Genomic DNA, 14,636 nt, shown 5'->3' with positions numbered 1-14,636 from the left:
CGATCGTGGGTCTGTCCACATGAACGCGACAAGCAAGCGGAAGGTCAAGTCGCGGTAAAATTGTTCGTTGTGATGACCTGTGTTCATCATCATGAACGTATGCGATGCGTTCCGCTCCCGGCCTAGCGCATCAGCTCCCCCGCGTTGACCAGCAAGGACTGCCCCGTGATACTCCTGGCCCGGTCCGAGGCGAGGAACACCGCCGCGTCCGCCACATCCCCGTCGGTGGCCAGCTCCGGCAACGCCATCCGCTCGGTCAGCCGCCCCAGCACCTCCTCCTCCGGCACCCCCTCGCTCTGCGCGGCGAACCGCACGTACGCCTGCACCGGCGGCCCCCACATCCAGCCCGGCAGCACCGAGTTCACCCGGATCCGGTCCGGCCCCAGCTCCCGCGCCAGCGAGTACATCGCGCTGGTCAGCGCCCCCTTCGAGGCGGCGTAGGCGGCCTGCCGCACCTGCGAGGGCGCGGCCACGGCCGACTGCGTCCCGATGAACACCACCGACCCGCCGCCCGCCGCCCGCAGCGCCGGCAGGCAGGCCCGCGTCATCCGCAGCGTCCCCAGCAGGTTCACGTCGAGGACGGACCGCCAGGTCGCGAAGTCGGCGTCCGCCAGCCCGCCGAAGTACGAGTCCCAGGCGGCCACCTGCACCACCGCGTCGATCCCGCCGAACCGCTCCCGCGCCAGCTCCGCCAGCGCCTCGCACTGTCCCTCGTCGGTGATGTCCGCCGCCCGGAACGCCGTACGCGCGCCCTCCGGATCGATCGCGGCGGCGCTCCTGGCGAGGTTCGCCTCGGTGCGGGCGCCGAGGACGGCGTTCCCCCCGTCCCGGACGACGGCGGCGGCGACCTGGTGGCCGAGTCCGGCGCCGACCCCGGAGACGACGACGGTCTTGCCCGCGAGCAGCGACATGGAGGCCTCCCGGACCCTGGCGCTTTACCTGACGGAGCGTCAGAGTATGGGCGACCGCAGGAAAGGGGAACCGCGTTGAGCGAGGACACCCGCAGCGAGACGTACGCCGAGCTGGCCGCCGTCGGCCCGTACGGGGTCCGGCCCGGCCACGCCCTGATCACCATGGTGGAGCCGCACCCCGGCCACGAGTACGCGTACAACCGCTGGTACGAGGACGACCACTACTACGCCGGCGCGATGGCCATGCCCTGGATGTACGCGGGCCGCCGCTGGGTGGCCACCCGTGAGCTGCAGCTCCTGCGCTACCCGGAGACGTCGGCGGTCGCCCGGCCGGTCACCGCCGGCTGCTACCTCTCCACCTACTGGATCACCGCCGGCCGCTACGACGACCACATGAAGTGGACGGTCGCCATCAACCGGCGCCTCAACCGGGACGCCCGCGTCTGCCACGACCGCACCCACGTCTTCACGGCCTTCCAGGACCACGAGACCACCGTGTACCGGGACGGCGCCGCCGGACCCCGCGACGTCCACGCCCTCGACCACCCGTACGCGGGCCTGGTGCTCGAGGTGATCGACAGCGACTCGCCGGAGCAGCGGGCCGCGCTGCTGGAGTGGCTGCGCACCCGGCACCTGCCGCGCCGCCTCGCCGGCTCCCCGGCCGCGCTGGTCACCGTGTTCCGGCCGACCCCGCTGCCGGGCGACCGCATGACCTACGTCCGGCAGGTCGAGGGCGTCGGCACCCGGCTGACACTGCTGTGGTTCCTGGAGCGGGACCCGCACGCGTGCTGGGCCGGGCACTTCACCGGCCTGGAGGAGCAGGTGGCTCAGTCGGGCCTGGGCCGGGTGGAGCTGGTCGCGCCGTTCATCCCGACGGTGCCGGGCACGGACACGTACGTCGACCGGCTCCGCTGACCGTCACGGCTTCTTCAGCTCGTCCGGGCAGGGCGTGCCGCGCGGCAGCTGGTAGGGCGCCGCCAGCCGGTACGTCCCGGCCTTCGGCGCGTGCAGCACGGTCCATTTGTCGCCGTCGACATCCTCCGGTGTCGCCATCAGACACGCCTTGGTCTTCTCGTACGGCTGGCTCTTGCCGTGCTCGTCGACGACGCTCAGCCACGGCGAGTACGGGATCCGGATCAGGATCCGCCCGGCCTTGCGCACCCGCAGCGTCATCTCGCCCTGCTCGGCCCGGTCCACCACCGCGTTCGGCTCGGCGAGCGACGTCGGATCGGTCACCTTGAACAGCTGCCAGTTGGCGTCGCCCCAGATCTGCCTCAGGTACGGCATCCCGCGCTGGAGCAGCTCACGCTCGCCGCCGTCCCCGTCCACGTTGTCCTTGGGCAGCACCACGTAGTGCACCGCCCACCGCTGGAGCCACTCGTGGTAGGTCGCCGAGTTGAGCGTGTCGTCGTAGAAGAGCGGGTTGCGCTCCATGTCGGCCTGCCGGTTCCAGCCGCGGGCCAGGTTGACGTACGGCGCGAGCGCGGACGCCTCGCGATGCGAGCGGGCCGGGACCACCTCGACACGGCCCTTCTCGGCGCCGGCCTTCTGCAGCTGGTTGACGAGCGGGGCGAGCTCCCGCGCCCAGGACGCGGCCGGCGTGGTGTGGATGATGTCGTCCACCGACTTGAAGCCGAGCCAGCCGACGAAGCCGAGGAAGGCCAGCACGGTCACGTACCACTTGCGGGACCGCGGCACGGTGTACGGCAGGGCCGCGACCAGTGTCGCGCCCGCGAACAGCATCGGCAGCCGCGAGATGTTCGACCCGATCTGCGAGTTGATCAGCCAGACCAGGACCACGGAGACGCTGTAGACGGCGGCCGTCAGCCGTACCGTCACCCACTCCTTCGGCACCAGGAACAGGCAGAACAGGCCGTACAGCAGGGGCAGCACCACCGAGCCGAAGATCATCGGCTGGGTGCCGGAGAACGGGAACAGCCAGGCCGACACCGCGACCACCGCCGACGGCGCGAGCCCCAGCGCCCAGGCGCCCGGCCGCCGCTTCTGCAGGAAGAGCGCGACCGCGACCAGGCCCACGAACAGCCCGGCGACCGGCGAGGCCATCGTGGCGAGCGCGGCCAGCGGGGCGGCGACCAGGGCCTTCGCCCAGCGTTTGTACCGCCACCGGTACGGCCAGCAGAACACGGCCGCGACCGCGCCGAGCGCGAACATCGTGCCGAGGCCGAAGGTGACCCGGCCGGAGATCGCGTTGCACAGCAGCGCGAAGACCCCGGCGAGCGAGGCCCACAGCGGGTTCCGCACCGCCCGGCTGCGGATGAGGACCATCGTCAGCAGGCCCGCCGACAGCGTTCCGGCGATCATCATCGTCGTACGGACGCCGAGGACCGACATCAGGTACGGCGACACCACGCTGTACGACACCGGGTGCATGCCCCCGTACCAGGCGAGGTTGTACGCCGAGTCCGGGTGCCGGCCGACGAACTCCGCCCACGCGTCCTGCGCCGCCAGATCGCCGCCGCTGTTCGCGAACGTGAAGAACCAGATGATGTGCAGGACACCGGCGAGCGCCGTGACCGACAGCACGGGGTGCCGGAGCATGCGCCGGCGGAGGGGCTCCAGGGCGGCGAGCGGACGCGCGCGCCGGTCGGAGCGCGGGTCGGGGTGCGCGTCGGGTCGTTCGCCGGGTCGTACGTCGGGGCGTACGCCGAAGGCGCGCCTCTCCGCGGTGCGGCTGTCCGCGTCAGGCCTGTCCGTCATGGACGGACGTATTCGCGGGCCGGATCCCGGGCCCGGATCTGCTTCGTCGGCGCGTGTCGGCTCCGCTGTGGCCACCTGAAGGCACTCCCCGTGTCCCGTTTTCTGGTCTCGGCCGCTTCCCTCGGTGTTCCCGGCCGTTTTCCGTCCCATTCGCGGCCCGGTCCCCGGGACCGGCGACCTGCCCCGATTCGTGACGCTAGCACGCACCCCGCCACGGGGCCCCCGGGTGGGGGCCCGACGTAGGGCGGGGTGCGCTGCGGGCGGGGCGGGCGGTCAGCCCAGGCGGGTCAGCTTGGCGCCGAGACCGGGCTCGGCCAGATCCTTCTGCAGGGCCACCGGAACCTTCACCGCACCGGCCGTCCCGTCACCCACGGTGAGCGTCCCGACGCGGGTCCCGGCCTTCGCGGTGTGCGGCACCGTCCCGGAGGCGAACGACAGCTTCACCTTCATCCCGGCCCAGCCGGGCGCCGTGACGTCCTTCGTGACCACGATCGGGGTGTGGCCGCCGAGCCGGTCGTCCACGTAGCCGACCACGTCGCCCTTCTTCAGGATCTTCGACGAGGTCAGCGCGTCCTGGGCGGCGAGCAGCGCGGTCTTGCTGACCGTGTTGACCGTCTTGAGGATCTCCCTCTTGTGCTGGCCGAGGATCGCGCCGACGAGGGTGACCGTCTGCCCGTCGACCTTCTTGCGGGAGGCGAAGAGCAGGTTGCCGCCGGCCGCGGTGGTGCTGCCGGTCTTGATGCCGATCGCGCCGATCTTGAACGGCAGCTCGTTGTAGTTGGGCCAGAACTTGCCCGAGGGATCCGTCCAGCTGGCCGCGCTGCTGATGGCGACCAGGGCCGGGACCTTCACGAACGCGCGGCCCAGCTTCACCTGGTCCTCGGCCGTGGAGACGGTGGTCTCCTTCAGGCCCGAAGGGTCGGTGTACGTCGTGCGGGTCATCCCCAGCTCCCGGGCGGTGGCGTTCATCTTCTTCACGAACGCCGCCTCCGAGCCCACGTCCCAGCGGGCGAGGAGCCGGGCGATGTTGTTGGCGGAGGGGATCATGACGGCCGACAGGGCCTGCTTCTCGGTGAGGTACTGGCCGGCGTGGACGGTGTCGAGGGTGGACTCGCCGGCCTTGTTGTAGCCGCCCTCCTTCTCCGCCTTCGCGTCGATCTTGATCTTGGGGCCCTCCTCGCCCGCCTTCAGCGGGTGCTCCCTGAGGATGATGTACGCGGTCATCGTCTTGGCGACCGAGCCGATGGCCACGGGGGTCTGCTTGCCGAAGTGGCCCATCGTGCCGACGCCGTCCGCGTCGATCCAGCCCTGGCCCTCGCCGGGCCACGGCAGGTTCGTGGTGCCGCCGTCGAAGGTGTACGTCTCCTCGGCGGTCAGCGCGAGGGCGGGGGACGGCAGCGGGCGGAACGCCTGTACGACCGCGAAGACGATCACCAGGAGCAGGACCAGCGGGGTCCAGATCTTGATCCGGCGCACGAGCGTGCGGACCGGGGTCTCCGGGGGCGGCGGCGTGTTCGTCAGCTCGGCCAGCAGGTCCAGCGGGGGCTTGGGCGGGAGCGGCTGCTGGGTGGTCCGCTCGGGGCCGACCTGGGGGACGGGGGTGGTGGCGTCCGGGGCCGCCGAGGGGGTGGCCGGCTTGGGGGTGGCGGGCTTGGGGGCGGCCGGCTTGGTCAGGTCGTCCTTCAGCGCGACGAACTTGCTCGTGCGCTCGGAGTCCGACTCCGGCGGCTTGGGCTTGCCGCCGAGCTTGAGCATGGTCGTGGGCTGGTCGACGGCGGGCTTCTTGGGCTGTACGGCCTTGAAGACGGTGGTCGGCTGATCGACGTACGCCTCGGCTTCGCCGTCGGCGTCCGTCTTCCCACCCGCACGGGTTGCCTGCGGCGCGTCGGCGGGCGCCTCGGCCTCGGCTTCGCCGTCGGCGTCCGTCTTCCCGCCCGCACGGGTTGCCTGCGGCGCGTCGGCGGGCGCCTCGGCCTCGGCTTCGCCGTCGGCGTCCGTCTTCCCACCCGCACCACCCGTGCGGCTTTCGTCGTCGTCTGCGGGTGGCCCCTGTGGGGCGTCCCCGCCGTCGGCGGCCTCCGGCCCGTCCTCGGCCTTCTCCGTCTCGGCTGCGCCGTCGGCGGGGGCCTCCGCGTCACCTGCGGCCTCCTTCGCGTCGGCCTTGGCGTCAGCCTTCGCGTCCGGCTTCGCATCCGCGTCGGCGTCGGCCTTGGGGTCAGCCTTCGCGTCAGCCTTCGCCTCGCCCTTGGCGTCCGTCTTGGCGTCCGGCTTCGCATCCGCGTCGGCGTCGGCCTTGGGGTCAGCCTTCGCCTCGCCCTTGGCGTCCGACTCGGCGTCAGCCTTCGCGTCCGTATCGGCGTCGGCGTCCGCACGCTCCTCCGCGTCCGCCTCGCCCTCGGCCTCCGCGGCGGACGGCTCCTCGCCCTTCGACTTCGCCTTCGGCTCCGCCTTCGGCTCCGCCTTCGGCTCCGCCTCCGTCTCGGCCTCGGCGCTCGCGTCGGAGGCCCCCGCGGCCTCGTCCTTCGCGTTTGACCGGCCCTCAGCCCGGCCCCGCGTGCCGGACTGCCCCTTGTCCTCGGCCTCCTGGGCCTCGTCGGCGTCCGCGTCAGACGCCTTCTCGGTCTTCAGCTCTTCGTCCGACGGACCCTCAGCCTCGTCCTCGGCCCCCGACTTGGAGGCGGCCGGGTTTGCAGGTGTGCCGGGCTTGGGGGCGCGGACCCAGGCGGAGACCGCTGCCTTGAGGGCGGATTCGTCGTCGGCGGCGGTCGGCTCGGGTTCGGTGGGGGGTTCCGGTCGTACCGTCAGGACCTTCGTCGCCATGTCCGTGCCGCCGCCGCCCGAGGAATCCTTTTCGCGGGACACGGCGAGACGCGGATCGCGCGCCTCGGGAACCGAACCCGCGCTCCCCGACGTCGGTTCCGCCGACGACTCGCGCTGCTTCGACCTGTCGGGGGACTCGCCCGCCACCGATGCCTCCTCCATGCGTCGCACGTCCACGTGTGCGCCCTGTCCGAACCATGTACCAGTGTCCTGTGTGAGGGCTTGGCCCCTGCGGTAGACGAGAACGACATACCTGCCGGTTCCCTCACGAACCGGTCACGCACCCTCGACAGACCAATGTGAGAGGGGTCACCCTGTCATTCATCCACGCGGGGAGGCATGGATGGGCAGGAGCCGCAGAACACTTCCGGAGGAGCTTCTGTTGCTGGCACTGGACCCGGCCACGGGTACCACTGCACAGCCGCAGTCGCTCGACCTCGGTCTGGCCGGTGCACAGCTAGTGGAGCTGGCGCTGGCCGGACGGATAGCCCCAGACGGGGATCGTATCGCCGTGGTGGTACCACGGCCGACAGGAGATCCGACTCTGGACTGCGCGTTGGAGTTGCTGCGAAGGCGTGGCGCTCCCGTGCGTGCCGTCCACTGGATCGGCGGGCCCCGGCTGGGGCTCAGGCAGACGTACCTCTCGCATCTGGAGCGGTGCGGCATGGTCGCCGCCGTGCCCGGCCAGATGTGCGGGGTGCTGCCGACGACGCGTTACCAGGCGACGGACACCGCCATCAGCCGGGAGATCAGGTCCCGGCTGGATTCCGCGATCCGCACCGGCGTACCGCCGGACCCGCGGACCGCGGCGCTCGCCGCCCTGGCGCACGCCGTCGGGCTCGGCAAGCACCTGTACCCCGGCAACGAGGGGCGTTCGTCCAGGTCCCGGTTGCGGGACCTGATCCGGCACGACCCCATGGGCGGGCTGGTCGCGCACGCTGTCATGGACGTGCAGAACGGCGCGGCCGCACAGCCACGCCGCGGGCCGGCCACGGCCGGCCGGCAGGCAGCGCCCGGTGTCCGGTCGGCGGCGGAACCCGCACGCGGGGTTCCGATGCAGCCGCGCCGTGGGTCCATGGCACGCGCCGTGGCCCACTGAGCCGTCGCCCCGGTCCCCACAAGACCCGGTTCGGGAGCCGCTGGTCCGAGCGGGGCGGTGAGACCCCTGTGGTCTCGCCGCCCCGCTCGACTGCGTCCGCGAGGACAGGAGTTCGAGGGGGCCGTCGCATATCCTCCGTTTCCCAGCGGTAGAAAGCACCTTGGTGGCAGTCTGCTCAACAGCAGATACGGAAAGTGTTAAGCAACAGGCAGTCAGCCGGAGGTGCACGTCCCGTGGCGTCCAATGTCAATCCCACCGTCAGGCGGCGCCGGCTGGGCCAGGAGCTGCGCAGACTTCGCGAGCTGAAGGGCATGACGGCCGAAGAGGTGGCGGAGCGGCTGCTCGTGTCGCAGTCGAAGATCAGCAGGCTGGAGAACGGCCGGAGAAGCATCAGCCAGCGCGATGTGCGCGACCTGTGCGGGGTGTACGAGGTCGAGGACCAGCGGATCGTCGACTCGCTGATGGAGATGGCCCGGGACTCCCGGCAGCAGGGCTGGTGGCACACCTTCGGCGACATCCCGTACAGCGTGTACATCGGTCTGGAGACCGACGCCGAGTCGCTGCGGGTGTACGAACCCCAGCTGGTGACCGGCCTGTTGCAGACCCGGGCCTACGCCGAGGCCCTGGTGCAGGGCGCGTTGCCCGAGACGTCGACCGCCGAGATCGAGAAGCGCGTCCAGGTGCGGATGCGCCGACAGGAACGTATCACCGCCCAGAACAACCCGCTCCGGCTGTGGGTGGTGCTGGACGAGGCCGCGCTCAAGCGGGTCGTGGGCAGCCGGCTGGTGATGCGGGAGCAGCTGGAGCACCTGATCGAGATGTCGCAGCTGCCGCACGTCACCGTGCAGGTGCTGCCCTTCGACGTGGGCGCGCACCCGGGGCTCAACGGCCAGTACGCGATCCTGGAGTTCGCCGACGCGGCCGACTCCAGCGTGGTGTACCTGGAGGGCGTCACCAGCGACCTCTACCTGGAGAAGGCGCAGGACGTGCAGAAGTACGCCGTGATGTATGAGCATCTGCGGGCACAGTCCCTCAATGTGGAGGCGCCCCGGCAATTCATCGCGGATGTGGCGAAAACGTACGCCGACTGAGGCGAGGCCACAGCGGGCGCGGGATCGTACACCGTCGGTCGGCTCCAGTGGAAGGCCCACCTGGAATATGCCATCCGGTCGAGTGAACGACTACGCCGCGAGGCGCAGTTGCCCGGTAGCGTCGATCACGCCAATCAGACGACATGGTTGGCGCGAACCGCACCACCGCAACTCGTAACAGGAGTGGACATGGCACTGATTCAGGGCGCTTCGGAGACGTGGATGAAGTCCTCCTATTCCGCGGGCAACGGCGCCTGCGTCGAGGTCAAGTCGCCCACCGCCGTCGAACTCGCCGTCCGCGACTCCAAGACCCCCGAGGGGCCGATCCTGGCCTTCCCCGCCGACGCGTGGAACGCCTTCGTGGCCTCGGTCAAGGCGTGAGGGGTTCCCCCTGACCCTGCCTGGCACAACAACTGCACAAGCACCACCAGGAGAGCCCTCTCGACCAGTCGCCGTCCTTGCCGAGAGGGCTCGATCCTTTGCCGCCGGGGCTCAGCCCAGCTGGGCCTCGATCGCGGCGACGACCTCGGCCGCCTCCGGCTCGGTCCGCGGCGAGAACCGCGCGACGACCCGGCCGTCCCGGCCGATCAGGAACTTCTCGAAGTTCCAGCGGATGTCCCCGGTGTGCCCCTCGTCGTCGGCGAAGCCGACGAGCCGCTCGTACAGCGGGTGCCGGCCCTCCCCGTTCACCTCCACCTTCTCGGTCAGCGGGAACGTCACGCCGTACGTCGCCGAGCAGAACTCCGCGATCTCCTCGGCGGTGCCGGGCTCCTGCCCGAGGAACTGGTTGCAGGGCACGCCCAGCACGGTGAAGCCCTGCTCGGCGTACCGCTCCTGGAGCTTCTCCAGCCCGGAGTACTGCGGGGTCAGGCCGCACTTGGAGGCCACGTTCACGATGAGCACGGCCTTGCCGGCGTACTGCGGCAGGTTCGCGGAGCCACCGGTGAGGGCCCCGATCTCGACATCCAGCACGTTGTGGTCAGTAGTCGTCATGCCCGGATGCTAGCCCCGCCGCTCCGCGCCCCCGCCGCCCGGCCTCGACCAGCGCGTCACCGACGCCCGTCCGCACGTACAGCACCGACCGCCCGGCCCGCCGCCGCTCCACCAGCCCCGCCTCCCGCAGCACCTTCAGGTGCCGCCCCACCGAGCCGAGGCCCTGCCCGGTCACGGCGGTCAGCTGGCTGGTGCTCATGGGGGAGCCGAGCAGCACGAGCACCCCGGCCCGGGCCGTCCCGAGCAGCGCCCCCAGTCCCGCGGGCACCGCACGGCCGCCGTCCCCGGCCAGGACGCCGGCGCAGGGATAGACCACGGCGTACCGCTCCCCCTCCTCCCAGGACACCCACCCCGAGCGCTGCGCGGTCACCGGCACGAACACCAGCTCGGCGCCGGAGATCTCCCGCGGCGGATACTCGTGCCGATTGACCTGGAACCGGCTCTCCCCGAGCCACCGCGTCCCGCCCGGCCGCAGCCCGTCCAGCACACTCGCCCAGCCGCCCCGGCTCACCCGCGCCGTCCGCGCGACCACATCCGCCTCCAGCACCCGCCGACGCCGCTCCCAGTACGGCCGTACGGTCTCCTCCCACACCCACTCCAGCAGCCCGGCCGCCCGCTCGGGCAGGTCGTCCCGGTCCAGCACGTCCGGGAGCGGCCCGCCCAGGGACATCCGCAGATGGGCCCGGGCGGCACCGGGATGGGCCGCGCGCACGCGGGCGACCTCCGTGGCGAGACTCTCCTCGCCGCGGGGCGTGGGGGTGAGGAAGTCGGCGATCCACTCCCGGCCCAGCCCGGCCCGCACCAGCCGGGCGGTCACGGGGTCGGCCGCGAGCAGAGCCTCGTAGGCGGGCCGGTGGGCGCCCAGCCACGCGTGCTCCCCGGGATGCGCCCCCTGCCCGGCGTGCAGCAGTTTCAGCGAGGCGAAGACCTCGGCGAGCGGCGAGACGACGAACCGGCTGCGGGCGAGCGTGTCGGCGTTGAGCTGCCACCACCCCATGAGGTCCTCCCCGTGCCTTCCCCGGATCCCACGAGGTCCCGTCGTACGACCTTTCGCGCGCCGGCGAAACAATAACGAGCCCCCTCCGGCCCGGCCGAGACTGCGGACCATGCCCGGTTACCGATCCCTGTTCCGCACCCCGGAGTTCACCCCCCTCTTCCTCGGCTCGGCCGCGCAGACCGCCGCCCAGACCGTCGGCGGCCTCGCCCTGGCCACCCTCGTGTACCGGGCGACCGGCTCCCCGCTGCTGTCGGCGGTGAGCATGTTCGGCTCGTCGCTCGCCCAGGTGCTGGGCGCCACCGTCCTGCTGTCCGGCGCCGACCGGCTGCCCCCGCGTACGGCCCTGTCCGCGATCGCGCTGGCCTTCGCGGCCGGTACGGCGGCGCAGGCGCTGCCCGGCCTGTCGCCCGGCGTGCTCCTCGCCGTCGTACTCCTGCTGGGCCTCGTGGCCTCGCTCGGCGGCGGGGTCCGCTGGGGGCTGCTGAACGAGATCCTCACCAAGGACGGCTACCTGCCGGGCCGTTCACTGTTCAACGTGATGAGCGGGCTGGCGCAGGTCGCGGGCTTCGCCACCGGCGGCGCCCTGCTCAGCGTGCTCTCCCCGCGCGCCTGCCTGCTGCTGGCGGCGGCCCTGTACCTGACGGCCGCGCTGCTCTGGCGGCTCGGCCTGACCGCCCGCCCGCCCCGGGCCGCCGGGCGGCCCTCGCCGTCGGCGACCTGGCGGGCCAACGCCGAGCTGTTCTCGTCCCGGCCGCGCCGCCTGACCTACCTGGGCCTGTGGCTGCCCAACGGCATGGTCGTCGGCTGCGAGTCGCTGTACGTGTCGTACGCCCCGCACGCGGCGGGCACGCTGTTCGCCTGCGCGGCGCTCGGCATGCTCGCCGGGGACGTGACGGTCGGACGGCTGCTCCCCGCCGCCGTACGCGCCCGCCTGGCCACACCGCTGCTGCTCCTGCTGGCGGCGCCGTACCTGCTGTTCGGCACTCACCCGCCGGTGCCGGTGGCGGCGGTCTGCGTGACCGTGGCCTCCGTGGGCTTCGGGGCGAGCCTGGTCCAGCAGGAGCGGCTGATGAGCCTGACCCCCGACGCCCTGGCCGGACAGGCCCTGGGGCTGCACTCGGCCGGCATGCTGACCCTCCAGGGCGTCAGCGCGACGGCGGCGGGGGTCCTGGCCCAGCTCACCTCGCCCGCCGCCGCGATGACGGCGACGGCGGCGGGATCGGTGGGCGTGACGCTGGCGCTGGCTACGGCCGCTCGACGGGCTCCGGTCCGGCCGTCGGCCGAGCCGGCGCCACAGCGGACTCCGTCGTGACCTCGGCGTCGATCTTCTTCACCGCCCGGTCGAAGTAGCGCAGCAGCTCCACCGGGAACGGCATGACCAGGGTGGAGTTCTTCTCGGCGGCCACCTCGACGACGGTCTGCAGCAGACGCAGCTGCATGGCCTCGGGCGTGTCCGACATGATCCGGGACGCGTTGGCGAGCTGCTGCGCGGCCTGGAACTCACCGTCCGCGGTGATGACCCGGGCCCGCCGCTCCCGCTCGGCCTCGGCCTGCCGGGACATGGACCGCTTCAGGGACTCCGGGAGCTGGACGTCCTTGATCTCGACCCGGTCGATGTGCACGCCCCACCCGGCGGCCGGGCTGTCGATCATCAGCGCCAGCCCCTCGTGCAGCCGCTCCCGGTCGCTCAGCAGGTCGTCCAGGTCGCTCTTGCCGATGACGGAGCGCAGGGAGGACTGGGCGACCTGGCCGACGGCGAAGACGTAGTCCTGCACCTCGATCGCCGCGCGCACCGGGTCGGTGACCCGGAAGTAGACGACGGCGTCGACCTTCACCGACACGTTGTCCCGGGTGATGCCCTCCTGGGTGGGCACCGGCAACGTCACGACCTGCACGTTCATCTTGCGCATGCGGTCGGCGAAGGGGATGAGGAAGGTGACGCCGGGCTGCCGGTGGCCGGGCAGCGCCTTGCCCCAGCGGAACACCACCCCCCGCTCCACCTGGTTCACGACCCGCATCCCGCTCTTCAGCACGAGCAGCAGCAGGACGACGACCACGACCACTGCGACGACGGTGCCTTCCACGGCAGCCCCCTTCTCGGATCCTCGCGGACCCCCTTCGTCCGTCTCCGACACGATCCGGACAACGGGGAGGACACGGCCAGGAGGGAGCGTGGATCCGGCCCGGGCGTCAGGGAAGCGTAAAGAAACGGCGGGCTGCTGTGGCCGGGGGAGGGGCGCGGGACGGCGGTGGACGGCGGTGTGGCGGCGGTGTGGCGGCCGAGGCGGGCCTGGGCGGGCCGTGGGCGGGCTGCGTCGAGGCGGGGCCGGGAGTGCCTGTGGGGCGGTCCGGGGTGGGGCCGGGCGGGCCTGTGGGGCGTGCGTGCCGGGAGCGCCGTGCACGGGGGCCGACGAGGGGCGGGTGCGGGGCTGGATTGCGCTCTGGTGGGGTGCGGCGGGGCGCGTCTTGAATGGCGGGACGTCCTGCCGAACGTGCCGCCTCTCCGAACACGGCGGCCCCTGCCGAACGTGCCGCCTCCCTGAACACGCGCTGCCCCTGCCGAATGTGCCGCCTTCCTGAACACGCGCTGCCCTTGCCGAATGTGCCGCCTTCCTGAACACGCGCTGCCCTTGCCGAACGTCTCCCCGGAGGAGCGCTGGATGACAGCCCAGGTGGTTCCGCCCGACCGGCAGGTCGCGCCGGTCCGTCAGCCGTCGTCCCTGGCCGCCGCCCGCCTGGAGAAGACCGTCTCCGCCGACGCGGTGCGCCACAACCTGGCGGTGCTGCGCGCGGCGGCCGGCGGCCGGGGGATCATGCCGGTCCTCAAGGGCGACGCGTACGGCCTCGGCGCGCCGGCGGTCGCCGGTCTGCTGGTGGAGGCGGGCGTGCAGGCGCTGGCCGTGGACACGGTGGCGGAGGGCGCCGCGCTGCGCGAGCACGGTGTCGGCGTACCGATCCTGGTCATGGACGTCGACGTGGCCGACACCGCCGAGGCCTGCGCCCGGTACCGGCTGATGCCCGCCGTGGCCGGCCTGGAGCAGGTGGCCCGCCACGGCGCCGTGGCGCGACGGCGGGGCGAGCCCGTCACCGTGTGGCTGCGCACCAACGTCGGCTTCAACCGGTTCGGGCCGCGCGAGGAACGGGACGCCGTCACCGTGCTCGACGCGCTGCACCGGCAGCGCGCCGCCGTCCGGGTGGCCGGGGTCTTCGCCCACCTGTCCAGTTCGGCCCGGGACGCGGAGGAGACGGCCGAACAGGCCGCGGCCTTCCGGACCCGGGTGAGCCGGGCCCGCGCGGTGCTCGGCCGGCACCTCGCGGCCTCCCTCGCCGCGACGCACGGCCTGCTGCATCCCGCCGCACTGGCCGGCACGGACTGGGTGCGGCCGGGTATCGGCCTCTACGGGCTGACGCTGCCGGACAGCCGCGGCCTGCCCGGCTGGGCGGGCTCCGCGCTGGCCCGGCTGCGGCCCGCGGTCACCGTACGCGCCCGGGTCCTCGACCTCGTCACCGTCACCCGCCCGGAGGGGCTGGGCTACGACCGGTCCGTCGCGCTCGCCCCCGGCCGGCGCCTGGCCACCGTGGCGATCGGCTTCTCCCGCGGGGTGACGGGACACGCACCGGCCTTCACCGGGCTGCTGCGCGGCCGGAACTGCCCGATGGTGGGCCGCCCCGGAATGGACTGCGCCCAGTTCGACGTGACGGAGGTACAGCAGGCCCGTCCGGGTGACTGGATGACGCTCATCGGCCGGGAGCGGGACGGCACCGGCCCGGAGCGGAGCGCCGGGGACGTCGCCGCGGAACTGGGCCTGACCCTGTACGAACTCCTCGCCGCGCTCCGTATGCCGGTACGCCTGGAAGACCACGCCGGCACCCCCGTGGCACCTCCCTGACGCCGTACACCCGTCCCCCGTGCGGGTGGACTTCCCCCGCCCGGGGAGGAGACGACGCGCCGGACGCCGCACCCACGGCCGGGGCCGATGGATACGCGTCGACTTCGCCGGACCCGT

Annotated in this window: 12 protein-coding genes; 6 read left to right on the top strand and 6 right to left on the bottom strand. The window is 72.5% G+C overall.

Features of this window, described 5'->3' with window-relative positions; translation table 11 throughout:
* Positions 1-122: 122 nt before the first annotated feature.
* Positions 123-911, bottom strand: coding sequence for an SDR family oxidoreductase (locus tag IEZ20_RS05045; protein WP_189294872.1), 789 nt, complete (start codon positions 909-911; stop codon positions 123-125).
* Between the two features lie 75 nt (positions 912-986).
* On the opposite strand from IEZ20_RS05045, the gene IEZ20_RS05040 reads away from it, so the two are divergent.
* Entirely contained in the window at positions 987-1,826 is an 840-nt protein-coding gene (locus IEZ20_RS05040) for a hypothetical protein (protein WP_189294871.1), read from the top strand.
* Positions 1,827-1,829: 3 nt separating this feature from the next.
* Here IEZ20_RS05040 and IEZ20_RS05035 read toward each other — a convergent pair whose 3' ends face one another.
* Positions 1,830-3,704, bottom strand: coding sequence for a DUF8823 domain-containing protein (locus IEZ20_RS05035; protein ID WP_189294870.1), 1,875 nt, complete (start codon positions 3,702-3,704; stop codon positions 1,830-1,832).
* Positions 3,705-3,902: 198 nt separating this feature from the next.
* Entirely contained in the window at positions 3,903-6,611 is a 2,709-nt protein-coding gene (locus tag IEZ20_RS05030) for a D-alanyl-D-alanine carboxypeptidase (protein ID WP_189294869.1), read from the bottom strand.
* A gap of 181 nt (positions 6,612-6,792) precedes the next feature.
* On the opposite strand from IEZ20_RS05030, the gene IEZ20_RS05025 reads away from it, so the two are divergent.
* The 3 genes from IEZ20_RS05025 to IEZ20_RS05015 all read left to right on the top strand — a co-directional run bounded on the left by IEZ20_RS05025 (position 6,793) and on the right by IEZ20_RS05015 (position 9,020).
* A complete protein-coding gene (locus IEZ20_RS05025) occupies positions 6,793-7,548 on the top strand; it encodes a GOLPH3/VPS74 family protein (RefSeq protein WP_189294868.1) in 756 nt (251 codons plus the stop codon).
* Positions 7,549-7,781: 233 nt separating this feature from the next.
* A complete protein-coding gene (locus IEZ20_RS05020) occupies positions 7,782-8,639 on the top strand; it encodes a helix-turn-helix domain-containing protein (RefSeq protein ID WP_189294867.1) in 858 nt (285 codons plus the stop codon).
* Positions 8,640-8,828: 189 nt separating this feature from the next.
* Entirely contained in the window at positions 8,829-9,020 is a 192-nt protein-coding gene (locus IEZ20_RS05015) for a DUF397 domain-containing protein (RefSeq protein ID WP_189294866.1), read from the top strand.
* Positions 9,021-9,131: 111 nt separating this feature from the next.
* Here IEZ20_RS05015 and IEZ20_RS05010 read toward each other — a convergent pair whose 3' ends face one another.
* Positions 9,132-9,632: a glutathione peroxidase gene (locus IEZ20_RS05010; protein WP_189294865.1), complete on the bottom strand. Its 501-nt coding sequence runs from the start codon at positions 9,630-9,632 to the stop codon at positions 9,132-9,134.
* Positions 9,619-10,629, bottom strand: a complete 1,011-nt coding sequence (locus tag IEZ20_RS05005) for an ArsR/SmtB family transcription factor (RefSeq protein WP_189294864.1) — start codon at positions 10,627-10,629, stop codon at positions 9,619-9,621. The genes IEZ20_RS05010 and IEZ20_RS05005 overlap by 14 nt, the downstream gene beginning before the upstream one ends.
* A gap of 109 nt (positions 10,630-10,738) precedes the next feature.
* On the opposite strand from IEZ20_RS05005, the gene IEZ20_RS05000 reads away from it, so the two are divergent.
* Entirely contained in the window at positions 10,739-11,941 is a 1,203-nt protein-coding gene (locus tag IEZ20_RS05000; protein ID WP_189294863.1) for an MFS transporter, read from the top strand.
* Here the strand turns inward: IEZ20_RS05000 and IEZ20_RS04995 are convergent.
* Positions 11,874-12,713 carry a slipin family protein gene (locus tag IEZ20_RS04995; RefSeq protein WP_229895875.1) on the bottom strand — a complete coding sequence of 280 codons (840 nt, stop codon included), beginning with the start codon at positions 12,711-12,713 and terminating at the stop codon, positions 11,874-11,876. The two genes, IEZ20_RS05000 and IEZ20_RS04995, sit on opposite strands and share 68 nt — an antisense overlap.
* A gap of 576 nt (positions 12,714-13,289) precedes the next feature.
* Here IEZ20_RS04995 and alr point away from each other — a divergent pair.
* Positions 13,290-14,519: an alanine racemase gene (gene alr / locus IEZ20_RS04990; protein ID WP_189294862.1), complete on the top strand. Its 1,230-nt coding sequence runs from the start codon at positions 13,290-13,292 to the stop codon at positions 14,517-14,519.
* Positions 14,520-14,636: the final 117 nt, after the last annotated feature.

Origin of the sequence: Streptomyces cinerochromogenes, assembly GCF_014648635.1 — a bacterium.
Lineage (GTDB): Bacteria > Actinomycetota > Actinomycetes > Streptomycetales > Streptomycetaceae > Streptomyces > Streptomyces cinerochromogenes.
This window is presented reverse-complemented; position numbering and strand designations above follow the sequence as displayed.

Coding starts and splice junctions, on each gene's coding strand:
- IEZ20_RS05045 (WP_189294872.1), bottom strand. CDS start 911: ATGTCGCTGCTCGCGGGCAAGACCGTCGTCGTCTCCGGGGTCGGCGCC.
- IEZ20_RS05030 (WP_189294869.1), bottom strand. CDS start 6,611: ATGGAGGAGGCATCGGTGGCGGGCGAGTCCCCCGACAGGTCGAAGCAG.
- IEZ20_RS05025 (WP_189294868.1), top strand. CDS start 6,793: ATGGGCAGGAGCCGCAGAACACTTCCGGAGGAGCTTCTGTTGCTGGCA.
- IEZ20_RS05015 (WP_189294866.1), top strand. CDS start 8,829: ATGGCACTGATTCAGGGCGCTTCGGAGACGTGGATGAAGTCCTCCTAT.
- IEZ20_RS05010 (WP_189294865.1), bottom strand. CDS start 9,632: ATGACGACTACTGACCACAACGTGCTGGATGTCGAGATCGGGGCCCTC.
- IEZ20_RS05005 (WP_189294864.1), bottom strand. CDS start 10,629: ATGGGGTGGTGGCAGCTCAACGCCGACACGCTCGCCCGCAGCCGGTTC.
- IEZ20_RS05000 (WP_189294863.1), top strand. CDS start 10,739: ATGCCCGGTTACCGATCCCTGTTCCGCACCCCGGAGTTCACCCCCCTC.
- alr (WP_189294862.1), top strand. CDS start 13,290: ATGACAGCCCAGGTGGTTCCGCCCGACCGGCAGGTCGCGCCGGTCCGT.